Below are 24,582 nucleotides of genomic sequence, written 5' to 3'. Positions count from 1 at the left end.
GGAAGCGGGCGCCGGTTCAGCGCGGCAGCCTATCGGGTGTCCGGGCCGTTCAGCGCCCGGACGAAAATTTCCGCATCGACGTTGCCGCCGGAGGCCACCGCGACGACGGTGCGCCCGCGGCAGGGCATTTCACCCGACGTCAGGGCTGCCAGCCCGGCCGCGCCGCCCGGCTCGAGGACGAGCTTCAGATCGTCGAACGCGACCTGCATGGTGTGGAACGCATCCGCATCTTCAATGGCGATGCCGGGCGCCAGCACCTGCCGGTTGATTTCGAAGGTCAATTCGCCGGGCGTCTCCGCAAGCAGCGCATCGCAGACGGAGCGGACCGGGCCCGGCAGGGCGATCCGCCGTCCGGCTTCCAGCGAGCGTAAGGTATCGTTGCCGGCGGCGGGCTCGCTGGGATGGACCGGCACGCCCGGCATCGCCGTTTTGAGCGCCGTTGCGATACCGGCGATCAGGCCGCCGCCGCCGCAGGGCACGACGACGGCGTCGGGAACGATCCCGAGCGCGCGGCACTGGCTGGCGATCTCCAGGCCGACAGTGCCCTGGCCGGCGATGGTGTCGGGATGGTCATAGGGCGGCACGATCGGGCGGCCGAGGTCTTCGGCCAGTGCTTCGGCAAAACCGACACGGTCAACGGTGTCGCGATCGAACGGGCGGACGTCCGCCCCCCAGCTTTCGGTTCGGGACCGCTTGATGGCCGGGGCATCCAGCGGCATGGCGATGGTCGCGGGAATGTCCTGCAATCTGGCGGCGGCGGCGACCGCCTGGGCGTGATTGCCGGACGAATACGCCACGACGCCCCGGCGCCGCCGATCTTCCGGCAGGCGGGAAATGTTCGTCCAGGCGCCGCGGAACTTGAACGACCCGGTCCGTTGCAGGCATTCGGCCTTGATCCAGACGGAAGCGCCCAGCCGGGCATCCAGCGCGTCCGAGCGCAACAGGGGCGTGACGGCGGCTACACCGCGCAGGAGCCGCGCCGCATCGACAAGGCTGTCGAAGTCCGGAGGACGGAGATCAACCGTGCCGCCCATGCCGCTCGTCGATCGATTTCAGGAAACCGTCGACCGCCTCGGCCGCGGCCGGTTCGTGAAGGCGCGGCGCATGGCCCACTCCGGGGACGGTGACGCCCCTGATGTCCGGGTGATCGTCCAGCATGGCCTGCAGGCCTTCGTCGGTGAGTAGATCGGAATTGCCGCCGCGAACCGCCAGCACCGGAACATGGTGGAGCGCGCGGAACATGGCCCGGAAATCCGGTGCGCCGCCGGTTCCGCGGCGGATCGGCTGCACCAGCCGCACGTCCCAGTCGTAGTGCAGGAGACCGTCGTCGCCTTCGCGGTAGGTTGCACGCGCCACGTCTTCGAAGTCCGCATCGGTCCAAGCCTCGAACTCGGGATACCGCTCCCGGGTCGCCGCTATCGCCGCGGGCCAGTCGGGCGCCGGCCGGTCCGTACCGGCATAGGTGACGATCTCGGCCGTTGCCGATGCCTCGATTTGCGGACCGACGTCGTTCAGGACGACGCCGGCGATTGCGGAAGGGATCACGGCGCCGAGTCCCATCGACAGGAATCCGCCCAGGGAGGTGCCGACCAGAACGATTCGGTGCAGGCCGGCTGCAACGATCAGATGCCGGATATCGTTGATATAGGTTTCGGGCGTGTAGGTCCGCCAGTCGTCGGCACGGTCGGAAGCGCCCCGGCCGCGATAGTCCGGACAAACGACGCGGCGCTCTGCAGCGTGCGCCTCGGCAAGGGCGGCAAAATCGGCCGAATTGCGAGTCAGGCCGGCCAGGCAGAGCAGGGGAACGCCGGTCCCGGTTCCGCCGTCATAGTCGCGGTAATAATGGCTCAACCCGTCCTGCCCGAGAAATCTCGACTCGCGATAAGGCTGTCGGGTCATCTGCTTATTCCGGTTGTCGCTGGACCGGCGCTTGCCGCGCCGGGGCGGGCCGTTGCGTGGGGCCGGGAGACGCGGGCGTTCCCGCAGGCGCCGGATGCGTCGCAGGCGATTTTCGACCCCGCCGCGCGCCAGGCGACTGCCGGTGTCGCCGCCAGTCCGTTAAGGCCCAGGCGCGCCCGGTAGACAGTGACATTCGCCAGCACGCGGCGCAGGAAATTTCGGGTTTCGCCGAAAGGTACGGATTCGATCCAGTCGACCGGGTCGATATCCCGGTCGGGATGGCCGTACCGTGCGATCCATCGCGCCACCCGGCCCGGCCCGGCATTGTACGCCGCCGCGGCCAGCAGGTAGGAGCCTTCGTACCGGTTCACCAGGTGGGCGAGATAGGTGGATCCCAACCGGATATTGTAAGCCGTGTCGCGGCTCAGGCGCCTGCGGCTCCATTTCAGCCGGGCGCGCCGGGCGGCGAATCTTGCGGTCGACGGCAGGAGCTGCATCAGGCCCCGCGCGCCGGCCCCGCTGCGCGCTCTGGCGTTGAATTCGCTCTCCTGGCGAATAACGGCCAGGACCAGCGCCGGTTCGACCGGCAGGCGTTTCGGCAGGGCGATAACGGGAAAGGCGAGGCGGCTGCGCACCGAACCCAGCGGCAGGGCAAGGCGCGCGGCCCGGACCGCGATGTGGCGTTCGCCCAGTTCGGCGGCCAGTTCGGCGATCAGCGACAGGCGTCGGCCGGCCCCCTGCATGTCTTCGCCGGATCCGCCGGCAAACCGGCCGGTACTGCGATTAGTCAGGTGCCAGAGCAGCCGGCGGCTTTCCGACTTTGCCCGGTAGCGGTGATAGAAACGCGTCAGGCGGACGGCCGGTTCCCGGTCGAATGCCGCCCGCGATTGCGGCGGGACCACCGTATCCGGGGGCAAGACCAGGTGCTGCGCCTTGAGCCGCATCCGTGACAACTGGCCGTGCAGGCCGAATGCTGCCGGGGCCGCTTTCCGATACCAGGCTTCCGCGTCGCCAGGCTGGAGTTTGTTGCGCCAGGTCTCGCCGATCCACCAGGCCGACATGGCGCGGATATCGTGGCGCAGCGATCCGGAATGAATCCGCTGGAAATGTTTCAATGCCGTTTCCGGTTTGCCTTGTTTGCGCAGGGCGATCCAGCCTGCGAGGCTTTCGGCGCCGGCGAAACGGTAGCCCGAGGTATGGCGATGGCTGGCGGCCACCGCATAGGCGCCGGCGTGGCGCCGCTCCTTGAGCAGCTCCCGGACCGCGAGCGTCCGTTCCAGCCACCAGCGCCCCGCTGTGGCCTTGCCCGGCTCCGGCGCGGAAATGAGCCCTGCGCTCGCCGCTTGGAGATTGCCCCTGCGCCGGTTCCAACGCGCGAGATCGAGGCGGAATCCGGGCTCCGATCGGTTCGCTGCGGGCACTTTGGCGATCCGCTTCAGCGATTTCGGAACGGTCCATGGACGCGGCCTTCGCTGAAGGTCGATGCGCGCCCGGAGCGGGATGGCGTAGCCGGACGACAGTTTGAAGAACAGGATGAGCCTGTACGCGCTGCGATAGCGCCCGCGGTCAAGATGCATGCGGACTCTGGCCGCCCTGTCGGCATGGGAAATCCTGCGTCCGTATCTCCGGAAGAACTTCTTCTCGCCCGCGGTTCCCGCCGGCAGGCCGAGCCAGCATCGGGCGATCTCCCCGTCAACCGCTCCCCGGTCGCCGCGCTTGCGCAACAGGTCGATATGGCGGATGCAGCCGATCGGTGTGGTCGGCGGGCGCTGCGCGAACCAGGCCAGCATTCGCGCGTCGGAGACTCGGCCCCGCAGCGCCACTTCCACCCGCTGTTCGAGGGTCCGCTGCAACGGCCAGTCCGGATGCTCCTCCAGGAATTCGATGATTTCCGCGGCCCGCGCCGGATTGCCCTCGCGGCGATAGTAGGCAAACCGCACCGCGTCGCGGTCGAACGGATCGCGGATTCGCCGGATCGCCCGCCGTGCCCGGACAAACTGTCGCCGCTCGATTGCGGCCAGCGCCTGCTTCGCCGGACCGGCCTGGCGTTTCGCCGCCTGGGCGCCGTCTGCCGAGGGCGCTGCCGCTATCGGACCCAGCAGGACGCCGAGACACGCAGCCGCGACAAGGCCGGGCCGGCACAGGGGAAAGGAGCGGCGGCTCACCGCGGCCGGTCCACGACAATTTCGGTCCGGTTGCTGCCGGCAGGCCTTCGCTTGATGACGGCGGATCGCCGGTATACCTTATCGCGAGGACTCATGGATTGCAGATCCCGGAGAATTCCCATGTTCAAGGGTTCGATGGTTGCCCTGATTACGCCGTTCGACAATGGCGCCGTGGACGAAGACAGTTTTTCCCGGCTGGTCGACTGGCAGATCGACGAAGGAACGGAAGGCCTGATCCCGGTCGGGACCACCGGCGAATCGCCGACGCTGAGCCACGACGAACACATGCGCGTGGTTGAGCTGTGCGTCAAGCGGGCAGCGGGCCGGGTGCCGGTGATCGCCGGTACGGGCTCCAATTGCACCCGCGAGGCCATCGAGTTCGCCAAACACGCCAGCGCTGTCGGCGCGGACGCCCAGCTTGTCGTGACACCCTATTACAACAAGCCGACCCAGGCCGGACTGATCGACCACTATACGGCGCTGCACGATGCGACCGACCTGCCGATCGTCATCTACAACATCCCGCCGCGCTCGGTGATCGACATGACGGTCGGGACGATGGCGGAACTGGCGAAACTGCCCCACATCGCCGGCGTCAAGGACGCGACGGCGAAGCTCGACCGCCCGCTGGCGACGCGCCTCGCCTGCGGTCCGGATTTTGCCATCCTGTCCGGCGAAGATGCGACGGCCCTCGCCCTGCTTGCGCAATCCGGCGACGGCTGCATCTCGGTTACGGCCAATGTGGCGCCGCGCCTTCTTGCGTCCATGCACAAGGCCTGGCGCGCCGGCAACCTCGACGAAGCGATCCGGATCAACGAGCTGCTGATGCCGCTGCACGAGGCATTGTTCTGCGAAGCGAGCCCCGGCCCGGTAAAATATGCCGCGAGCCTGATGGGCCTGGCCTCGCCGGAAACGCGGCTGCCGCTGACCGAAATCGCCGAGAGTTCGAAGCGGCAGGTCGAGGCTGCGCTGGAGCATGTCGGCCTGTGGAACGCGGCGCGGGCGGCAGCGGAATAGGCCGTTCCACGCCCGGGCCGGCCGGGCGACCCGTCACGCGGCGGCGGATACCGTCTCGCCGCGGTGCAGATCCTCCCAGCGCTCAATATAGCCGCGGGTGAGCGGCACCGCATCCCTGCGCCGCGCGATCTGAATCTGGAAGACGAGCTGGTCCATCCGCCGGAACGACAGTTCGCAGCCGGTCAGGTAGAACTCCCACATCCGGCAGAATCTCTCGTCGTACAAGTCGAGGATTTCGTCGCGGTTGGCGGCGAACCGCTCTCGCCAGTGCTGCAGCGTGCTGGCGTAGTGCAGGCGCAGCGCCTCGATATCCGTGACCCACAGGTTTTCCTTCTCGATTGCCGCCATCACTTCCGAGAGAGCGGGGGTATAGCCGCCGGGGAAGATATACTTGGCGAGCCACGCATTGGTCGAACCGGGAGGGCCGGCGCGGCCGATCGTGTGGAGCAGGGCGACGCCGTCCTCTTTCAGCAGCGTTCGCAGCTTGCCGAAAAACTCGCGATAGTGGGTCGCGCCGACATGCTCGAACATGCCGACCGAGACGATCCGGTCGTAGGTCTCGCGCTCTTCGCGATAGTCCTGGAGGCGGAAGCGGACCTGGTTGTCCAGGCCGGCCTTGCGCGCGCGCTCCTCGGCGGCGCCGTGCTGTTCCCTGGAGAGCGTAAGCCCGGTGACTTCGACCCCGGCCTCGCGCGCCAGATAGAGCGCCAGACCGCCCCAGCCGCAGCCGATATCGAGGACTTTCTGATCCGATTCCAGCAGCAGCTTGGCTGCGATATGGCGTTTCTTGTTGTGTTGCGCTTCTTCCAGGCTGTCGGTCTCATCGTTGAAATAGGCGCAGGAATACTGCTTGTCCTTGTCGAGGAACAGGTCGTAGAGCCGGCCGGACAGATCGTAGTGATGCGCCACGTTGCGCTGCGCCTTGCCGACCGGATTGTATTGCTGGAAGCGCCGCGTCAGCCGGCTGCATGCGCCGCCGAAACGCCCGATCAGCGTGTCGTTCTCGAACGCGCCGACCGCGCTGCACAACAGGTCGAGAAAGTCGTAGAGCGTGCCGTTTTCGATCGTCAGGCGGCCGTCCATATAGAGTTCGCCGAATGCGAGCTTCGGATTGAGCAGCAGTCGCCGCTGCGCTGCGCGGTCGTGGATGCGCACCGTGACGTCGGCGGCGCCTTCCGCCTGCTGCCCGGCCACATGGCGGGCCCCGGCGGCGTCGACAATCGTCAGCCGTCCGGCGGGCAGGCATTTGTCCATCAATCGCGCCAGCAGCATCTTTCCCATTCCTCCTGACCGGAAAATTAGCGCGCCGTCCGCCGGGAATGCAACAGAGCCGGGCGGCATTGCCGGCAGATCGGCGCAGCAGGGCCCCCTCGAAAGGAATCCTCTGCGAACAGCCGCAAGTATCCGCCAGCGGACGCTTTCCTATCCCTCCCGCTCTTCAGAGGGGGAGGTCAGGTGGGGGTGCAGTAGCGTCAGGCACGGCCCTACAGGCACGGCACCCCCATCGACCTCGCTGCGCTCGGCCACTTCCCCCTCTGAAGAGGGGGAAGGACAGGTTTGCGGCGGCCTGGCCCTTTTCGCAGAGGCATCCCCACGGGATTCCCCTGCGAAATGCCGTGAGCCGGGCCGGTCTTTCAAAATTATTTCCTTTTTTTCGTTAATATTCCTTGACACGGCAGGTCCCGCGCCCTATATCGGCCCCGTCAACGCCCGAAGTGCGCCTGCCGCGGCCGGCCGACGCCCCCTGAAAAGAAGCAAACGAAGAAACAGGCGGGAGACCGTGCGGGACCGCTCCGCCTTTCCCGTTTTCCGGCCCGCCGCCGGTGTCAAGCGGCGCTCCCACCCGGCCGGAAATCTGTAATATTTCCTATCTGGATTATTTTCTTGCACTCTCGTACGGAGTCTTTCCAACGATTCCAAAGGGTTAGGGCTGCCGGACGCACAAAAAAAGAAAAAGAAAAAAATTGACCATTCATTCAAAATCCGGCCGTTTTCCGGCGCCCGTCCCGTCCGGCACACCCTTTCGCAGGGAATCCGAAAGGAAGCACGCCGAAGCGTTCGGCGCCGGCAGGTCTGCCTGCCCGGCCGGTTTCAGGCCGCTGCGACCGGCTGTTCGCGCCACGACGGGCGGGCCAGCCGGACCGCGTTGCGGACGATGGCGAATCCGGCGTCTCCGCCGAGGCTCAGAATCGATTCCGGATGGAACTGGACGGCGCGCCACGGCCGATGCCGGTGTTCGACCGCCATCACGATGCCGTCGGCCTCCGCGGTGGCCGAAAGCTCCGTGGGCAGGGCCTCGACAGTGGCATAGAGCGAGTGGTAGCGCCCGACCGTCAACCGAAGCGGCAGCCCTTCGAACAGGCCGCGTCCATTGCAACGGATGTCGGACGCCTTGCCGTGGCACGGTTCCGGCAACAATGCGAGGCGCCCGCCGCAATATTCGATCATCGCCTGCAGGCCCAGGCAGACTCCGAAAACGGGCGCGGTCATCTCGTCGAGCAGGGCCAGGGTCCGGCCGGTGCGGAAATCCGCCGGCGTTCCCGGGCCGGGCGACATGACGACGAGATCGGGTTGCAGGCCCCGCAGGACGGCCTCGCCGGTGAAGCCGGTGCCGGTTTCGGCGCGCAGGGTGACGACCCGGGCGCCGGTCTGCCGGAAATAGTCGGCGATCGTGTGCACAAAGGAATCCCGGTGGTCGATCATGGCGACGGTCATCCCCGTGCCCGGCGACGCTGCGGCCGCCGCCCGCAGCGCGACCGGCGGTCCGGCCTTTGCGCCCGAAATCGCCGCGACCAGCGCCGAGGCCTTCAGATGTATCTCCGCCTCTTCCTCTTCGGGCACGGAGTCGTGCAGCAGCGTGGCGCCGGCGCGAAATTCGGCCCGGCCGCCGGCGATCCGGATCGTCCGGAGCGTAAGCCCGGTATTCACGTTGCCGTTGAAGCCGAGCGCGCCGACCGCGCCGCCATACCAGCGGCGGGGCGATTTCTCGTTGTCCTCGATGAACTGCATGGCGGCAAGCTTCGGCGCGCCGGTGACGGTGACGGCCCACATATGGGTCAGAAAGGCGTCGAGCCCGTCGAAACCCGGGCGCAGCCTGCCCTCGACATGATCGACGGTGTGGATCAGCCGGGAGTACATTTCGATCTGGCGGCGCCCGATCACCCTGACGGTCCCCGGCGCGCAGATGCGCGACTTGTCGTTGCGGTCGACATCGGTGCACATCGTCAGTTCGGTTTCGTCCTTGGCGGAATTGAGCAGCCTGCGGATCTGTTCGTGGTCCTCCATCGGCGTCGCGCCGCGCTTGATGGTGCCGGAGATCGGACAGGTTTCGACCCGGTCGCCGGTAACCCGCACGAACATCTCCGGCGAAGCGCCGACCAGATACTCTCCGCCGCCCAGGTTGAGGAAGAACCCGTAGGGCGAGGGGTTGGCGTCGCACAGGCGGCGGAAGATCGACGAAGGCGGTTCCGGCGCCGGCCGGGATTGCAGCATGCCCGGCACGGCTTCGAACAGGTTGCCCTTGCGGAACTCCCGCTGGGCCTTGCGCACCAGGCCTGCATAGTCGCCCGGCCGGCGATCGGCCAGATGCCCGCCGGTCCGGTCCGGCCGGTAGGGAACCGCGCTTCCGTCGCGCGGCAGGCCGTTTGTGCGGGCGCCGTTATATTCGAAATCGTAAAGATGGCGGCGGGCGACGCCGGCGCGGCGGTCCACGACGATCAGGTCGTCGGGCAGGTAGAGCACCAGATCGCGTTGATCCCCGGACCGTTCGAGACTGAGGCGAATCGGATCGAAGGCGAAGGCGAGATCGTATCCGAATGCGCCGTATAGCCCGAGATGATCGTCCCTGTCGGTCCGGAACGCCGCAAGGACCGCCCGTAGCGCAGTGAATACGCCGGGTTGTCTGCTGCGGTCTTCCTCGAAGAAAGCGCGGCCCGCCGGGAATGCAACAGAGCGCGGCGCCACGTCGACCCGCGTGTCCGGCGTGCGCGAAACCTCCAGCCCGTCTTCAGGTCCGAGAGCCGCGCAAACGATCTCCAACAGGATGGCGCCGCGGTCGTTCAGGGCCTCAAACCGGATCCGGTCGCCCCGCACCTCAATGGCGAGCGGCGGATCGACGAATCCCGTATCCCAGCGCGAATAGCGGCCCGGATACTCGAAACCGCTGGTGAACACGGCGCCGCGGGACCGGTCCAGACCGTCGACAAGCGCGGCAATCGCGGCATCGCCATCGACGTCCACCGTCCTGCGGGTAACGGCGAATTCGCGATTCCGGCCTGCCGTGAAAGAAGTCTCCGTCGGCCGCGCGGCGGCGGCGGGGCGGGCGTTGCGCAGTTCTGTTTCGAGCATCGTCTCTTCCCGGAGTGAAAGGGAGTGAAAGGGCGCCGGGAAGAGAACTGCAGGATCGAAAAAGGCCGCTCTCCTTCCGGGGCGGCCCTGGCGTGCGTTCAAAAACGAGGCACGATCAATCCGGTACGGCCGCCTTTCGCGCGCGCCGCCACCACTGGATCGCTGTGCCATTTCTCGTCATGGGGTGGCGTCTACTGCGTTCCGGCAGCGGCGTCAACCGCGCCTCCGGCCCATCGTGAACGCAGGCTGGCGGGTGCGGCGATCAGCCGGTCCGATACCCGGCTCGCAGCCCCGGTTCCGGCTCGGTCGGAGGCGCCGTTTCCGCCGGCTGTTTCGGCGGCTTTGCGTTGCTGCCCTCCTGGACGCATTTCTCGAGGCGCTTCAGCGCCACAGCCGTCCCCGTGAGCCGGAATCCGTAGTCGCGTTCGCCCTGCGTCAAGCGGAGTTTCAACCCTCTGCGCAGCAACTCCCGGATATTTCGGTCCTTACCGAGGTCCAGCCACAGCCGCTTCGTATCGTAGCGGAGCACCGTGCCCGACGCAGAACGGATCGTCTTGCCGTCGATCACCATGGTCATCGTGTAGGGGCTGTGCGGACTGAGCGACCAGTCCGGGGCGGACACGCCGATGAACAAATCGTGATTGCGGAACAGGAGAAAATAGAGGGTGATGCCGCTGTTATACTTCGCCGACATGATGCAGTGGCTGAAGGCGCCGGCGCGGTCGACATAGGAGGCTCCGTTCCAGTCGCCGACCGACCATTGCGCCGCCGCCGGCGTCCAACCGGCTGCATTGCCCAGAAAAAGGGCAGCAAACAGAATGCGGCAGCAGCGAAGGGCTCGGGGCATTCGTTCGGGTCGCTTCCGGGCTGCGGTACAGCGGCCGATTGCAAACGGTCGATGCAGGCTGCGCAATTTTCGCCCTGGCGGCCGTTGCGTTCAACCGGTCCGACCGGGCCCGGCGCGCGCCCCTGTCGCGGTTTATCTTGCATTGGCAAAGGCCTAACTATAGGCGCGTTCAGCAAGCGAATGGCTGAAGGGCGCCGCCCTGTGCAGCCGGTTCGCGGGGCGGCCGGCCGCGGTTGGACAGGCGGGCAGCGAGGTCGGCGCCCGGGACGCTTCATATCGGGTATGGCCGGCGACGCCTCTCAGGAGCGATGATCCTTGGCACGCAAGCGTAAACGGGACGACGGCGGCGCGCCGCAGACGGAGATCGACCGCGAGGAAGAACTCTTCATTCAGGAAGTGAATGAAGAGCTCAAGCAGGAGCGGTATCTCCAGACCTGGAAGAAATACGGCCAGTATATCGTCGGCTGTGCGCTTCTCGCGGTCGGCAGCGTGGCAGGCTGGCAGTGGTACAAGGACAGCATCCGCAGCGCGCAAGAGTCGCAAAGCGTGGAATTCGCCTCCGCCGCCGCGCTCGCCGCCGGCGGCAAGTCCGGCGAAGCGGGCAAAATTCTCGACAAGCTGGCGCGGGAGACGGATGGCGGCTACGCGGTGCTCGCCCGGTTGAAGCAGGCCGCGCTCGTGGGGAAATCCGGCGATTCGAAAAGCGCCGCGACGCTCTATCTCCAGCTTGCCGACGACGACCGGATCTCGCCGGTGTTTCGCGAACTGGGCACGGTCTTGTGGGGCCTGCATGCCCTGGACAGCGCCGGTCCGGACCAGGCGATCGCGCGCCTGACGCCGCTTGCCGCAGCGGGCGGGACATGGCGTTACACCGCGCTCGAACTGATCGCCCACTATCACCGCAAGGCTGGGCGGAACGGCGATGCTGCGCGTATATTCAAGCAACTGGCGGACGATGCCGGGGCGCCGGCCACCCTGAAACGGCGGGCCGGCGAGATGTTGTCCATGCTGGGAGGATCCTGAGCCTTCGCAGGGTTGCGGACGGATCGGCCGACAGGTGAACGAAATGCGGAATCTCAAGCTTGCGTTGGCGATGGCGGCCGGGTTGGTCCTGGCGGGCTGCGACACGGTCCGGAATCTTTTCGATGCCGACGATCCGCCGCTGCAGGGCCGGCGCCTCGCCGTTCTGCCGACCGTCGACATTCTGAGGGCCGATTCGAGAATTTCGGACGTTCGCGTCCTCCTGCCCCGGCCGGCGCCCAACGCAGCCTGGCCGCAGCACGCCGGCTATCCGAACCATGCGATGCATCATCTGGCGCTGGGCAAGGATCCGCGCGAGGCCTGGTCGGTCCGGATCGGGTCCGGTTCGGCGCGCCAGGGCATGCTGTCCCTCTCAAAGAGCCGGCGTTTGCTCGCACGACCGGTGATCGGGGACGGTCGCGTTTTCACAATGGATTCGAACGGCAGTGTCCGGGCGTTCGACCTGAAGACCGGGCGGCGGCTCTGGTCGCAGGCAGCCCTGCCGCGCCACGAGCGCGACGGCGATGTCGGCGGCGGGATTGCCTATCACGACGGGCGGATTATCGCCGCAACCGGGGCTGCCGAGGTTCTGGCCCTTGAGGCGGCGAGCGGCAGGGTGCTGTGGCGCAGCAATACCGGTGCGCCGATGCGCTCGCCTCCGGCGGTCAGCGACGGCCGCCTGTTCGTCGTGACCTCGGAAAATACCGTGATCGCCTTCGATACGAAGGACGGCAAGAAACTGTGGGATCATGAAGGAGTCGCCGCCCTGACCGGCATTCTGGGCGGGGGTGCGCCGGCCGTTGACGAAGGCGTCGTCGTTGCGCCCCAATCGACAGGGGAGGTGGTCGCCCTGCGCGCCGAATCCGGCAGGCCGATCTGGACGGAGAATGTCGGCGTTGCCCGGCGCGGCGATCCGACGGGCGGTCTCAGCGCCATCATCGCCAGTCCGGTGATTGACCGCGGCGTGGTCTATGCCGTGAGCAACGCCGGACGGCTGGCGGCGATCGAACTGGGCTCCGGGCGGCGCCTGTGGGATCTCGAAATGAACGGCGTGCAAACGCCGTGGGCCGCCGGCGACTATGTGTTCGTGTTGACAAGCCGCGCGGTCCTGGCGGCGATCCGGCGCATCGATGGCCGGGTCCGATGGGCGATTCGGCTCGACCGGTTTACCGATGACGACGACCTTATCGACGGCAGGCCGTTCTGGACCGGTCCGGTCCTTGCCGGCGATCGCCTGGTCGTTGCCGGATCGCATGGCGAAGCCCTGGCCGTTTCGCCCTATACCGGAGAAGTGATCGGCTGGATTCCGCTTAACAGGGGGGTCTTTATCCCGCCGGCGGTCGCGCAGCGCACGATGCTGTTCCTGGACGACAGCGGTCGGTTGACCGCCTTGCGGTAATGGGCCGCGGCGAGGCAAGTGTCGCCATTGTCGGCCGGCCGAACGTCGGAAAATCCACCCTGTTCAACCGGCTGGTGGGCCGGCGAACCGCCCTGGTGCACGATACGCCCGGCGTGACGCGCGACCGCAAGGAAGCGCAGGCGCGCCTGCACGGCCTTGCTTTCTCCGTTGTCGATACGGCCGGACTCGAAGAGGCGGCGGCCGGCGCGATCGAAAGCCGGATGGCGGCGCAGGCGCTCCGGGCGCTCGAAGGGGCGGCGGTCGCCCTGTTCCTGATCGACGCCCGGGCCGGCGTCACGCCGGACGACCGGCACTTTGCCAACCTGCTGCGCCGCGCCGGCACCCCCGTCCTGCTGCTCGCCAACAAGTGCGAGGGCCGGGACGCCGAGCCGGGCCGCCTCGACGCCTTCGGCCTCGGCCTGGGGGAACCTCTCGCAATTTCCGCCGAGCACGGCCTGGGGATGGGCGACCTGCGGCTTGCGCTCGGGCCGTACCTGGAAGGGCCGGCCGAAACCGGGAAGGATGCCGCTGCCGAAATGGCGGACCGGCCGATGTCTCTCGCCATCGTCGGGCGCCCGAACGCCGGCAAGTCCACCCTGTTCAACCGTCTGATCGGCGAAGAGCGGGTGCTGACCGGCCCGGAACCCGGCATCACCCGCGACGCCATCTCGTTCGACTGGCGATGGCCCGACACCGCCGACGGGCGGCCGATCCGCCTGATCGATACGGCCGGCGTCCGCCGCCGGGCGAAGGTGGACGGCTCGCTGGAAAAACTGTCGGTGATGGATACCTGGCGCGCGATCCGTTTCGCCGACATCGTCGTCCTGATGATCGACGCGCAGACGGTCCAGGCTTACGGGTACGGTCTCGAGAAGCAGGACTTGACGATCGCCCGGCAGGTCGAAGAGGAGGGCCGCGGCCTGGCCATTGCCGCTAACAAGTGGGACCTGGTCTCGGACCCGCAGAAAGTCCGCCGGCAGATCGGTGAGAGCCTCGGCAAATCCCTCAGCCAGCTGCGCGGCGTTCCGCTCGCCTGCATCTCCGCCCTGGACGGGCAGGGGATCGACCGGCTGATGAGCGCCGTGCTGAAGATCGACGCGGCGTGGAACAGCCGGGTCGGCACCGGCGCGCTCAACCGCTGGATCGAGTCGATGCAGGAGGCGCACCAGCCGCCCCTGGTGAACGGCCGGCGGATCAGGATCCGCTACGCCACCCAGGTCAAGGCGCGGCCGCCGACCTTCGCGCTCTTCGCCAACAAGCCCGCCGACCTGCCGGACAGCTACCTGCGCTATCTCGCCAACGGCCTGCGCGAATCGTTCGGCCTCGACGGCGTGCCGCTGCGGCTGCATCTGCGCAAGGGGAAGAACCCGTATGCGGAGACTGGCTGAGGGCCGCTCAGGCGAACACTGTCTCGCCGTTGCGCCGGCAGTTCTCTGAAGCCAGTTCGACGAACAGGCCGGCGACGCTCTCCGGCGGCGGCAGGGTCATCGGGTCCTCGCCCGGCATCGCTTCGGCGCGCATCCGGGTCCGGACCACGCCTGGGCTGAGGAGGTTGACGCGGATATCGGTCTTGTCGAGCTCCGTCGCCCAGGTCCGGACCAGCGCTTCGAGCGCCGCCTTGCTTGCGGCGTAGGGTCCCCAATAGGGGAAGGTCCCCCGGGTGACGCCGCTGGTGACGAAGATCGCCCGGCCGGCCGGGGACCGGCGAAGCAACGGCTCGAACGCCCGGATCAGGCGCCAGTTGGCGGTGAGGTTGACGTTCATGGCCTCGGCCCAGCGCCCGGGTTCGACATGCGCCAGCGGCGCCAGGCCGCCGAGGACCGCGGCGTTGCCGACCAGAATGTCGAGCCTGCCGAACCGGTCGGCGATCGCCCCGGCCATTTCGTCGATCCGGTCGTGATCGGCCAGGTCGACGGGGATCAGGGTCGCCTTGGCGCCCTCGGACGCGGCCGCGATCCGGTCGTCGACTTCTTCGAGCGCGCCGGCCGTCCGCGCCGCCAGGATAAGGCGGGCGCCTTCGGCGGCGAACCGCTCGGCCACGGCGGCGCCGATGCCGCGCGACGCGCCGGTGATCAGCGCAATCTGGCCCCCGAGGGCGCCCACGGCCTCAGTTGTCCTCTTCGAGCAGCGAAAGCTCGTTGCCGATCGAGCCGTCCTCGAAGTCGGTGAGGCGCGTCGGGTAATCGCCGGTGAAACAGGCATCGCAGAATTGCGGCGCCGCGTCGTTGCGGCCGCCCGGTTCGCCCATCGCCCTGTGCAGCCCGTCGATCGACAGGAAGGCCAGCGAGTCGACGCCGATCAAGGCCGCCATTTCCGCGACGTTGTGCCGGGCCGCCAGCAGCTTGTCGCGCTCCGGCGTGTCGATGCCGTAGAAGCAGGAATGGCCGGTCGGCGGGCTCGAAATGCGCAAATGGACCTCGCGCGCGCCTGCATTGCGGATCATCTCGACGATTTTGGTCGAGGTCGTGCCGCGGACGATGCTGTCGTCGACCAGTACGACCCGCTTGCCGTCCAGCGCATCGCGGTTCGGACTGTGCTTCAGCCTGACGCCGAGATGCCGGATCTGGTCCGCCGGCTCGATGAACGTGCGGCCGACATAGTGGTTGCGGACGATGCCGAGTTCGTAGGGCAGGCCGGCTGCCTCGGCGTAGCCCATGGCTGCCGGGACGCCGGAATCCGGCACCGGGACCACAACGTCCGCCGCCACGCCGGCTTCGCGGGCCAGCTCGGCGCCGATGGACTTGCGCGTGCTGTAGACGCCACGGCCTTCGACCCTGCTGTCCGGCCGGGCGAAATAGATGTATTCGAAGATGCAGAACCGGCTGCGCCGCCGCGGGAACGGCCACAGGCTCTCGACGCCGTCGCCGTCCAGCACGACCATTTCGCCGGGCTCAACGTCGCGCAGGAATTCGGCGCCGATAATGTCCAGCGCGCAGGTTTCCGACGCGAGCACGAAACTCGCGTCGAGCCTGCCCAGCACCAGCGGCCTGACGCCGAGCGGATCGCGGACCCCGATCACCTTTTTCCGGCTGACCAGCACGATGGAATAGGCGCCTTCGAGCTGGCCGATCGCATCCGTCACGCGGCCGACCAGCGTATCGCTGCCGCTCTTGGCGACGAGGTGGATGATCACTTCGGTATCGGTGGTCGACTGGAACAGCCGGCCCTCGCGGACCATGGCGGCGCGCAACGCCCGCGCGTTGGTGAGGTTGCCGTTCTGCGCGACCGCCAGCCCGCCGAACGCGAAATCGGCGAACAGCGGCTGCACGTTGCGCATGATGCTGTCGCCGCTCGTCGAATAGCGGACATGGCCGATCGCCATATGTCCGGGCAGGCGCGCGATCACGTCCGGCGCGTTCAGGGTGTCGCCGACATGGCCCCTGGCCCGGTGCATGTGAAAATGGTCGCCGTCATAGGCGACGATGCCGGCGGCTTCCTGGCCGCGGTGTTGCAGCGCGTGCAGGCCCAGGGTCGTCAGCGCGGCGGAATCCTCGTGTCCGAAGACACCGAAAACCCCGCATTCCTCGCGCAGCCTGTCGTCGTCGAACGAGTTGGTCATCCCCACCGTCGGCCCGATCACAGTATGGCCCGGCACGCGGTTATCGGGTGGCATCGCGCTTCTCGCTGCCCGCCCCGCGGGCGTCGTCGACTTTTTTCTTGATCTCGGCGCCGGTCTGCAGGTCCTGCGCCGCCCTGCGGCCGCTCTGTATGACGCCTTCGGGCAGCAGCCCTTCGGCAACGTGCAGCCCCTGTTCCAGATAAGGCTTGGAGACCGCGTCGCGCATCCAGGGAATCTGGCTGTCCCTCGGATAGAACGAGATCAGGACGAGATAGCCCAGGACGATCAGGACGGCGCCGCGGACAACGCCGAAAAGGCCGCCGAGCAATCGGTCCATGGAACTGAAATGGCTGTCCCTGACCCGGCCGGAGACCGGCGATCCGACAAACGTGATGGCGAACAGCACCACGATGAACACGGCGATCGACGCAATGATCCGCGCCGCCAGCACGTCGTCGACGATCTGGCGGGCATAGGGTTCCGTGTAGGGCAGAAGAAACCAGGCCGCCGCTGCAGCCCCGACCCAGCCCAGCAGGCTGAACATCTCCCGCGTGAAGCCGCGGATGAACGCCAGGATGGCCGAAAGCAGCAGAACGGCGATTACGATGAAATCCAGTAGGGTCGGGGTCACCCGCGGCCTCGGCTTCCGGACGCCTCGGCCGGACTTTCGAACAGCGCAAGCAGTTCGCCGAGATGGCCGATCGATTTCTGCTGCAGGCCGGCCTGCGCGCCGTTGTTATCATCGGCGCGGGCCCGGCGCTTCGGCACGATGGCCCGCTCGAAGCCGAGTTTGGCGGCCTCTTTCAGCCGGTTGTCCATCTGACTGACCGTTCTGATCTCACCGGACAGGCCGATTTCGCCGAATACAACCGTACGGCCGGGCACCGGACAGTCCGTCAGCGACGATACCAGCGCTGCGGCGACGGCAAGGTCCGCAGCGGGTTCGGCGACCCGCAGCCCTCCGGCCACGTTGAGATATACGTCGCGTCCCGCCAGCGCAAGCCCGCACCGGGCCTCGAGCACGGCGAGCACCATGTGCAGGCGCGCCGTGTCCCAACCGATGACCGCCCGCCGCGGCGCGGCGAACGTCGCCGGCGCAACCAGCGCCTGGATTTCGACCAGCAGCGGCCGGCTGCCCTCCATGCTCGCGAGAACGGCGGCGCCGCTCGCCCGCGCGCCTCTTTCCGCCGCCTCGCCGAGGAACAGGGCGGACGGGTTCGGCACTTCGGCGAGTCCGCGGTCCGTCATCTCGAACACGCCGATCTCGTCGGTCGGGCCGAACCGGTTCTTGACGCCGCGCAGGATGCGGAACTGGTGGCTCCGCTCGCCTTCGAAATAGAGCACGGTATCGACCATGTGCTCCAGCACGCGCGGCCCGGCGATGGCGCCTTCCTTCGTGACGTGGCCGACCAGAAGCAGCACGGCGCCGCGTTTCTTGGCTGCCCGGATCAGTTCCTGGGCCGAAGCCCGGACCTGGGAAACCGTGCCCGGCGCCGCTTCCAGCGTATCGACATACATGGTCTGGATCGAATCGATGACGACGAGATCCGGACCGTCGGCGGCGTCCATGCTGGCGACGATGTCGCGCACGCTCGTCGCGGCTGCCAGATCGAGCGGCGCGCCGGCGACCCCGAGGCGTGCGGCGCGCATCCGGATCTGGTCGACGGCCTCCTCGCCGGAAACGTAGACCGCCGCGCCGTCCGCCGCCGTCCCGGCTGCGACCGCCAGCAAAAGGGTCGATTTGCCGATGCCGGGATCGCCGCCGATCAGGACGGCGCTGCCCGGCACGAGCCCGCCGCCGAGCACCCGGTCGAACTCGGCGATCCCGCTGGGCCGGCGCGGCGGTTCGCCGGATGCGCCGGAGAGGCTGGCGAGGGCCAGTTTGCGGCCTTTCGATCCTGCGCCGGCGCCCATGCCGCCCGGCGCCGCGGTCTCGACCTCCTCGACGACGCTGTTCCATGCGCCGCAGCCGTCGCATTTGCCGGCCCATCGGCGATGGACAGCGCCGCAGGACTGGCAGACGTAGCGGGTGACGGCCTTCGCCACGCCTACCGCCTGACCGCCATGCCGATCGGCCCTTCGGCGCGGCCGTGAATGAACTGGTCGACAAAGGCGTTACCGCTCGAATCGATCTCCCCCGCCGGCCCGTCCCAGACGATCCTGCCGCCGTGCAGCATGGCGATCCGGTCGGCGATCTTGCGGGCACTCGTCATGTCGTGGGTGATCGAGACGGCGCTCGCCCCGAGATGACGGACGCAATCGACGATCAGCCGGTTGATGATGTCGCCCAGGATCGGATCGAGGCCGGCGGTCGGCTCGTCGAAAAAGACGATTTCCGGATCGGTCGCGATCGCCCGGGCCAGCGCCACCCGCTTCTGCATGCCGCCCGACAGTTCCGACGGCGACAGGTCGGCGACATCGGCGGCCAGCCCGACCTGCGCCAGCTTCGCCAGGGCCGTGTCGCGGGCCTGCCGCTTCGGCATGGCCGACCGGCTGCGCAGCGCGAAGGCGACGTTTTCCCAGACTTTCAGGGAATCGAACAGGGCGCCGCTCTGGAACAGCATGCCGATCTTCGCGGTATGCGCCTGGCGCGCCCGGCCGGTCAGCGCGGTCACGTCGGCGCCGTCGATACGGACCGATCCTTCGTCCGGCCACAACAGGCCGAGAATACATTTCAGCATGACCGACTTGCCGGTGCCCGATCCGCCGATCACGACGACGGATTCGCCCGCGCCGACCGTGAGGTCGATGCCGTCAAGCACGGTCTTGGCGCCGAAGGATTTCTTCAGGCCGCGCAGCTCGATCTTCGGTTCGGTCCCGGTCTTGCCGGTTGACGCACTCATCGATCAGGCTCCGAAGAATGCGGTGGTAATCATGTAGTTGGCGGCCAGGATCAGCACGGAGGCGGAGACCACGGCATTGGTCGCCGCGGCGCCGACGCCTTGGGCGCCGCCCCTGGAATGGAAGCCGTGATAGCAGCCCATCAGCGTGACGAGGAATCCGAAGACCGCCGCCTTGACGAGGCCGGTGATGACGTCCAGCGGCTCGAGGAACTGCCAGGTCAGTTTCAGATAGTTGGCGGCGTTGAAATCGAGCGAATGGATGCTCACCACATAGCCGCCGAACACGCCGATGATATCGGCGACCAGCACCAGGATCGGCAGTGTGATAACGCCGGCGATCAGGCGCGGAACGATCAGGTACTTGTACGGGTCGGTCGACAGGGTCGAGAGCGCGTCGATCTGTTCGGTCACCCGCATGGTGCCGATCTCCGCGGCGATGGCGGCGCCGACCCGGCCGGCGACCATGAGGCCGGCGAGCACCGGGCCGAGCTCCCGCGTCATCGTGAGGACGACGACGGTGGCGATCGCCGATTCCGCGTTCAACCGGGCAAATCCCGTGTAGGACTGCAGCGCGAGGACCATGCCGGTGAAGATCGCCGTCAGGCCGACGACAGGCAGCGAAAAATAACCGATCTGGATCATCTGCCGGCCGATCGACCGCCCGTAAATCGGCGGCCGCAGGCAGTGGCTGACGGAAACGGCGGCGAACGCGACCAAGCGTCCGGTCGCGACCAGAAAGCCGATAAAGACACGGCCGATGGGCGCCAGGAAATTCATCCGCCGCCCCGCGCGGGCCGGGCCGTTTCGACGTCGCCGGTATAACTGCGGCGATAACGGCCGCCGAGGCCGGTCAGAATTTCGTATCCGATGGTGCCGGCGTTCGCCGCGACGTCGTCGATCGTGTGCCGGGCATCGATCAGGTCCATGAGGACGCCGGGATGGATGTCGCTGCCTTTCCGCATGGCCTCGGTGACGTCGACGGTCAGCAGATCCATGGAAACCCGTCCTGTCACCGGGCAGGCGTGGCCGTCGATGAAAGCCGAACCCCGATTGCTTGCGGTGCGGAGATACCCGTCGGCATAGCCGGCCGCAAGGGTTGCGATCCGGGCGGGCGGGGCGGTTCCGGCGGTGGCACCGTAGCCGACCGTGCGGCGCTCCCGGATTTCACGGATCTGCAATACGGGCGCCTGAAGCCGGACGACCGGCCGCATGGGGTTTGCGCCGGCCGCGGGCGTCGGGTTGCCGCCGTAAAGGGCATAGCCCGGCCTTCCGAGATCGAACCGGTAGCCGGTGCCGAGGAACAGGCCGGACGAATTGGCGAGGCTGGCCCGTGCGGCGGGGAAGCGCGGCAGGATTTCGGCGAAGGCCGCTCGCTGCCGGCAATTCAGCGGATGATCCGGTTCGTCGGCGCAGGCGAGATGGCTCATCAGGAGCAGGCCGGGCAGCGAATTTACGGCGGCGAGATCGAGCGCGTCCAGGTCTTCGGGATCGAGGCCGAGCCGAGTCATGCCGGTATCGACATGCAAGGCCGCCGGCATGGGCCCGGCTTCGGCGCAGTGTTCGAGCCAGGCGCGCACCTGTTCCGTGTCGTTGAGGCAGGGCGCCAGCCGGTGACGGGCGAACAGCCCCGCCGTACCCGGCAGCTGGCCGTGCAGCACGAATATCCCGGCTTCGGGCAGCAATTCGCGCAGGGCGACGCCTTCCTCGCCATTGGCGACGAAAAAGGTCGTGCAGCCTTCGGCTGCGAGGCGCCGGGCGACCGGGACAGCGCCGAGGCCGTAGCCGTCGGCCTTGACGACGGCGGCGCAGTCCCTTCCCGCCCCGGGGCCGCCCATCCGGTCGCGCAACAGGCGCCAGTTGGCGGCGAGCGCATCCAGGTCGACGGTCAGCACGCCCGCGGCTTCGCCGGTCTGCACGGCGGATACCGGTTCAGCGCGCCTCGTCATGATAGGATTGCGCCAGATCGCTGAAACGGGTCAGTTCCGGCTCGAAATGCAGTTTCACGCCGCCGATCGGTCCATGGCGCTGCTTGGCGACGATAATGTCCGCCTTGTTGTAGGCGCGCTCCATATTCTCCGACCATTTCGTCCATTTGTCGGTGTTCGGCGGCGGTTCCTGGCGCTCCAGGTAATATTGTTCCCGATACAGGAACATGACGACGTCGGAGTCCTGCTCGATCGATCCGGATTCGCGCAGATCGGCCAGTTGCGGCCGCTTGTCCTCGCGCTCCTCGACCTTGCGCGAGAGCTGGGCCAGCGCCAGGACCGGCAGGTTCAGGTCCTTGGCCAGCGCCTTCAGCGACCGGGTGATTTCCGACAGTTCCTGAACCCGGTTTTCCGGCCGGTGCCCCGGCGCCGGCCGCAGCAGCTGGACGTAGTCCACGATGATCAGCGAGAGGCCGTGCTGACGATGGAGGCGCCGGGAACGGCTGCGCAGGGCCGCGATGGTCAGGTCCGCGCTGTCGTCGATATAGAGCGGCAGATAGTTCAGCTCCTGCGAGACCTGAACGAAGCGGGTGAAATCGTCCCCGGAAACCTCGCCGCGCCTGATCCGGTGGGAGGAGACGCCGGACTGCTCGGCGAGGATCCGGGTAGCCAGCTCTTCGGCTGACATTTCGAGGGAGAAGTAGCCGACCACCGCGCCGTCCTTGCGCACGGGCCGGCCGTCTTCGCCCCGTTCTTCGCGATATGCCCTGGCCGCGTTGAACGCGATATTGGTGCCGAGGCTCGTTTTGCCCATCGAGGGGCGAGACGCCAGAATGACCAGTTCGGACGGCTGGAGACCGCCCAGCTTGCCGTCGAGGTCGCGCAGTCCGGTCGCCACGCCGGTGATCCGGCCGTCCTGCTTGAAAGCGGCTTCGGCCCGGCCGATCGCGTCGCCGAGCGCGGCGGTGAATGGGGCAAAATCGCGCCGCGTCTCGCCGGCGGTCGCGAGATTGTGGAGGTGCTGCTCGGCCTGTTCGATCTGGGCCGGGGCGTCAAGGTCGAGATCGATATTGTAGGCTTCGTTGACGATGTCGGAGCCGATCTCGATCAATGCCCGGCGCAGATGCCGGTCGAAGACGGTCCGCCCGTAATCGCCGGCGTTGATGATCGTGACGACCGAGGCGGCAAGGCGGGCCAGGTAGTCCGCGCCCCCGACCTCGTCCAAGGAACCGTCGCTTTCGAACAGGTTCTTGAGCGTGATCGGATCGGCGACCTGGCCCATATCGACCAGCTTGCGGATGGCGCCGAAGATGCGGCCGTGGCGCGCATCGGCGAAATGCTCGGCCTGGAGGAAATCGGCGACCCGGTCGAAGGCCCGGTTGTTGGCGAGCAGGGCGCCGAGCAGCGCCATCTCCGCCTCGTAGTTATGCGGCGGCACGCGGAAGGCGGAGCCCTCGTGCAGGCCGTCCGCAAGCGGACCGCCTCCGTCGAGACCGCGGGCCGGAACCGGACCCGAACCTTCCATGAATTACGCCTTTCAGTATGCACGCCGCCAAAAAAAGGACCGTACAGTAATGCGGAAGAAAAAACGGGAGAATCCGATCGATAGCCGATCGGTCCCAAACAAAGTTATGCACAGATTGTGGAAAGTGTAGAGAAAGGCCGGAACTGTCCGAAACGAAGCTTCGGCCGGTTTCGCAAAAGCGCGTTGATTTCAGGGCGCTGCACCGGACGGCTGAATCCGCCGGTCAAGGCCGAAGGCGCGGCCCGGGCTTGTTGACCGCGCCTGTATCCGTCCGTCGCGCCGGGCCGGGCCGGAGGGCGGGCCCGCCCTGTTTACTGGGTGCCGTAGATCCGGTCTCCGGCGTCGCCGATGCCGGGGACGATGTATCCGTGATCGTTCAGCCGCTCGTCGATAGCGGCGGTGAAAACGGGCACGTCCGGGTGTGCGGCGTGAAACGCCTCGATGCCTTCCGGAGCCGAAAGCAGGCACAGGAACTTGATCTGCCGGGCGCCGGCGGCCTTGATCCGCTCGGCCGCGGCGACCGCCGAGTTGCCGGTTGCGAGCATCGGGTCGAGCAGGATAACCGGCCGTTCGCCCAGATTCCCGGGCACCTTGAAATAGTATTCTACGGCCATCAGCGTGTCCGGATCCCTGTAGAGGCCGACATGGCCGACCTGCGCCGAGGGAATGAGGTCCAGCATCCCTTCGAGCAGGCCGTTTCCCGCCCGCAGGATCGAGATCAGCACGAGTTCCCTGCCGCTGAGGAACGGCGCGGCCATCTCTGCCAGCGGCGTCTCGATCGTCCTGTCTTCGGTCTTCAGGTCGCGGGTCACCTCGTAGCCGAGCAGCAGCGAAATTTCACGCAGCAGCAGGCGAAACCGCGCCGAGTCGGTTTCCTTCTTCCGCATGTGTGACAGCTTGTGCCGGACCAGAGGATGATCGACGACCGTGACATTTTCCATCGATGGATTCTCCGGAATTAAGCCGTGATTGCCAACGGCGCGATCCCGAAGGCCCGCGGGCGGCAGGCCCGTATCATCGAACCGGAGCGCCCAACGCACAAGGGGGTGCACAAGGGGCAGGGCCGCCCCGCCGTTCCGCCCGCACGAAAGCGTATACGCCGCCTCGGCGGCCATCTCGTGGGGCCGACGTTCGCCGTACCGCGGAATCATGCAGCTTCCGGAAATTCTGCCTCTTGTGTTACAAAAAACGCAACACGGGAGGCAGAAATTTGCACTTCTGGATTACACCCGATGGATTTACGCTTCGCTCGATTTCTCGGATCGGGAGAGCGGTCGCCATGCCTCGGTGCCCGGCAGAGCCGTCGCGATGAACGACAGGCCGGTCAGATCGGTCGCGCTCGCCGTTTCTGCCGTGCGGACCTCCGGCCGGCAGGGCGCAGACCGCCGAAAGCGCGTGCCCGACGCTCAGCACGAAAACGGAGCGGCTTGCCCGCAAGGCGCACCGGCCGGCATGGTTTTGCCGGCGGGCATCGCGGCGTCGCTCGACCGAATGCAACGGCTACTATCGTAAGGGAGAAACACCATGGAAATGCATGAAAAACAGACGGATTCGGTCAGCCGCCGGAAAGTCCTGGAATACGGCGCGGCGCTGGGCGGCACCGCCGCCATGTCGTCGCTGATCAGCGTGGAGGCGCTCGCTGCCGGCAACGCCAAGGTCAACATGCAGCTCGGCTGGCTGGCCAGCAACGGCATCATGGGCGAGGTCGTCGCCAAGCGCATGGGCTACTACAAGGAACTGGGCATCGATCTGAATGTCACGCCGGGCGGTCCGGGCGTCGACGGCGTCGCTTCGGTTGCCGCCGGCCGCGCGCAAAGCGGCCAGCTTTCGTCGAGCCCCTCCCTGATGCTGGCGCGTTCTGCCGGCATCCCGGTCAAGGCCTTCGCCGCCGGTTACCAGAAACACCCCTTCACCTATTTCTCGCTGAAGAAAAACCCGATCCGCACGCCCAAGGACATGATCGGCAAGACCATCGCCACCCAGCCGACGGCGGTGATCCTGCTGCGCGCGCTGCTGGCCAAGAACGGCATCGCCGA

Annotated in this window: 21 protein-coding genes; 6 read left to right on the top strand and 15 right to left on the bottom strand. The window is 67.3% G+C overall.

The annotated features are described in order from the left end of the window. Positions 1-29: 29 nt before the first annotated feature. The 3 genes from OXM58_04590 to OXM58_04580 are packed head-to-tail and all read right to left on the bottom strand — an operon-like array spanning position 30 to position 4,064. A complete protein-coding gene (locus tag OXM58_04590; GenBank protein ID MDE0147628.1) occupies positions 30-1,034 on the bottom strand; it encodes a threonine/serine dehydratase in 1,005 nt (334 codons plus the stop codon). Next, positions 1,018-1,899, bottom strand: a complete 882-nt coding sequence (locus tag OXM58_04585; GenBank protein ID MDE0147627.1) for an alpha/beta hydrolase — start codon at positions 1,897-1,899, stop codon at positions 1,018-1,020. Before OXM58_04585 ends, OXM58_04590 begins: the two co-directional genes overlap by 17 nt. Continuing rightward, on the bottom strand, positions 1,896-4,064 hold the full coding sequence (locus OXM58_04580; protein MDE0147626.1) for a lytic transglycosylase domain-containing protein: 2,169 nt from the start codon (positions 4,062-4,064) through the stop codon (positions 1,896-1,898). The genes OXM58_04585 and OXM58_04580 overlap by 4 nt, the downstream gene beginning before the upstream one ends. Positions 4,065-4,184: 120 nt before the next feature. Between OXM58_04580 and dapA the strand changes: the two genes are divergently transcribed. Beyond that, on the top strand, positions 4,185-5,081 hold the full coding sequence (gene dapA, locus OXM58_04575; protein ID MDE0147625.1) for a 4-hydroxy-tetrahydrodipicolinate synthase: 897 nt from the start codon (positions 4,185-4,187) through the stop codon (positions 5,079-5,081). Between the two features lie 33 nt (positions 5,082-5,114). Here the strand turns inward: dapA and OXM58_04570 are convergent, their stop codons facing one another. The 3 genes from OXM58_04570 to OXM58_04560 form a co-directional block, all read right to left on the bottom strand. Further along, complete coding sequence (locus OXM58_04570; GenBank protein ID MDE0147624.1) at positions 5,115-6,353, bottom strand: cyclopropane-fatty-acyl-phospholipid synthase; 1,239 nt, start codon at positions 6,351-6,353, stop codon at positions 5,115-5,117. An 819-nt stretch (positions 6,354-7,172) separates the two neighbouring features. Continuing rightward, the gene (locus OXM58_04565; protein ID MDE0147623.1) at positions 7,173-9,428 is read right to left on the bottom strand and encodes an anthranilate synthase component I; all 2,256 of its coding nucleotides are present in this window, start codon (positions 9,426-9,428) and stop codon (positions 7,173-7,175) included. Between the two features lie 262 nt (positions 9,429-9,690). After that, the gene (locus OXM58_04560) at positions 9,691-10,275 is read right to left on the bottom strand and encodes a hypothetical protein (protein MDE0147622.1); all 585 of its coding nucleotides are present in this window, start codon (positions 10,273-10,275) and stop codon (positions 9,691-9,693) included. A gap of 315 nt (positions 10,276-10,590) precedes the next feature. Here OXM58_04560 and OXM58_04555 point away from each other — a divergent pair, with 315 nt between their 5' ends. From OXM58_04555 to der, 3 genes are read left to right on the top strand one after another with little or no spacing between them, the layout of a single operon-like run. Beyond that, the gene (locus OXM58_04555) at positions 10,591-11,298 is read left to right on the top strand and encodes a tetratricopeptide repeat protein (GenBank protein ID MDE0147621.1); all 708 of its coding nucleotides are present in this window, start codon (positions 10,591-10,593) and stop codon (positions 11,296-11,298) included. A 43-nt stretch (positions 11,299-11,341) separates the two neighbouring features. Further along, positions 11,342-12,694, top strand: coding sequence for a PQQ-binding-like beta-propeller repeat protein (locus OXM58_04550; protein MDE0147620.1), 1,353 nt, complete (start codon positions 11,342-11,344; stop codon positions 12,692-12,694). Further along, the gene (gene der, locus OXM58_04545; GenBank protein ID MDE0147619.1) at positions 12,694-14,082 is read left to right on the top strand and encodes a ribosome biogenesis GTPase Der; all 1,389 of its coding nucleotides are present in this window, start codon (positions 12,694-12,696) and stop codon (positions 14,080-14,082) included. The genes OXM58_04550 and der overlap by 1 nt, the downstream gene beginning before the upstream one ends. A 7-nt stretch (positions 14,083-14,089) precedes the next feature. On the opposite strand, the gene OXM58_04540 is transcribed toward der, so the two are convergent. From OXM58_04540 to upp, 9 genes are all read right to left on the bottom strand, one after another. Continuing rightward, positions 14,090-14,797 (bottom strand): SDR family NAD(P)-dependent oxidoreductase, encoded by a 708-nt coding sequence (locus OXM58_04540; protein MDE0147618.1) that lies wholly within the window; start codon positions 14,795-14,797, stop codon positions 14,090-14,092. A gap of 4 nt (positions 14,798-14,801) precedes the next feature. Further along, entirely contained in the window at positions 14,802-16,253 is a 1,452-nt protein-coding gene (purF, locus tag OXM58_04535; GenBank protein ID MDE0147617.1) for an amidophosphoribosyltransferase, read from the bottom strand. A 40-nt stretch (positions 16,254-16,293) separates the two neighbouring features. Next, on the bottom strand, positions 16,294-16,884 hold the full coding sequence (locus OXM58_04530) for a CvpA family protein (GenBank protein ID MDE0147616.1): 591 nt from the start codon (positions 16,882-16,884) through the stop codon (positions 16,294-16,296). Then, positions 16,881-18,299, bottom strand: coding sequence for a DNA repair protein RadA (radA, locus tag OXM58_04525; GenBank protein ID MDE0147615.1), 1,419 nt, complete (start codon positions 18,297-18,299; stop codon positions 16,881-16,883). The genes OXM58_04530 and radA overlap by 4 nt, the downstream gene beginning before the upstream one ends. A 2-nt stretch (positions 18,300-18,301) precedes the next feature. Next, positions 18,302-19,096: an ATP-binding cassette domain-containing protein gene (locus OXM58_04520; GenBank protein ID MDE0147614.1), complete on the bottom strand. Its 795-nt coding sequence runs from the start codon at positions 19,094-19,096 to the stop codon at positions 18,302-18,304. Positions 19,097-19,099: 3 nt separating this feature from the next. Continuing rightward, positions 19,100-19,873, bottom strand: coding sequence for an ABC transporter permease (locus OXM58_04515; GenBank protein MDE0147613.1), 774 nt, complete (start codon positions 19,871-19,873; stop codon positions 19,100-19,102). Continuing rightward, positions 19,870-21,042 carry an alanine racemase gene (gene alr, locus OXM58_04510; GenBank protein MDE0147612.1) on the bottom strand — a complete coding sequence of 391 codons (1,173 nt, stop codon included), beginning with the start codon at positions 21,040-21,042 and terminating at the stop codon, positions 19,870-19,872. Before alr ends, OXM58_04515 begins: the two co-directional genes overlap by 4 nt. Next, complete coding sequence (locus OXM58_04505) at positions 21,026-22,546, bottom strand: replicative DNA helicase (GenBank protein MDE0147611.1); 1,521 nt, start codon at positions 22,544-22,546, stop codon at positions 21,026-21,028. The genes alr and OXM58_04505 overlap by 17 nt, the downstream gene beginning before the upstream one ends. 311 nt (positions 22,547-22,857) lie before the next feature. Continuing rightward, on the bottom strand, positions 22,858-23,487 hold the full coding sequence (gene upp / locus OXM58_04500) for a uracil phosphoribosyltransferase (protein ID MDE0147610.1): 630 nt from the start codon (positions 23,485-23,487) through the stop codon (positions 22,858-22,860). A gap of 208 nt (positions 23,488-23,695) precedes the next feature. Between upp and OXM58_04495 the strand changes: the two genes are divergently transcribed. Both OXM58_04495 and OXM58_04490 read left to right on the top strand, forming a co-directional pair. After that, positions 23,696-24,058: a hypothetical protein gene (locus OXM58_04495; protein MDE0147609.1), complete on the top strand. Its 363-nt coding sequence runs from the start codon at positions 23,696-23,698 to the stop codon at positions 24,056-24,058. 12 nt (positions 24,059-24,070) lie between these two features. Beyond that, a partial coding sequence (locus OXM58_04490; protein MDE0147608.1) for an ABC transporter substrate-binding protein occupies positions 24,071-24,582 on the top strand: 512 nt, incomplete at its 3' end.

The sequence above is a fragment of the Rhodospirillaceae bacterium genome (assembly GCA_028819475.1).
In the GTDB taxonomy this organism is placed as follows: Bacteria; Pseudomonadota; Alphaproteobacteria; order Bin65; family Bin65; genus Bin65.
This window is presented reverse-complemented; position numbering and strand designations above follow the sequence as displayed.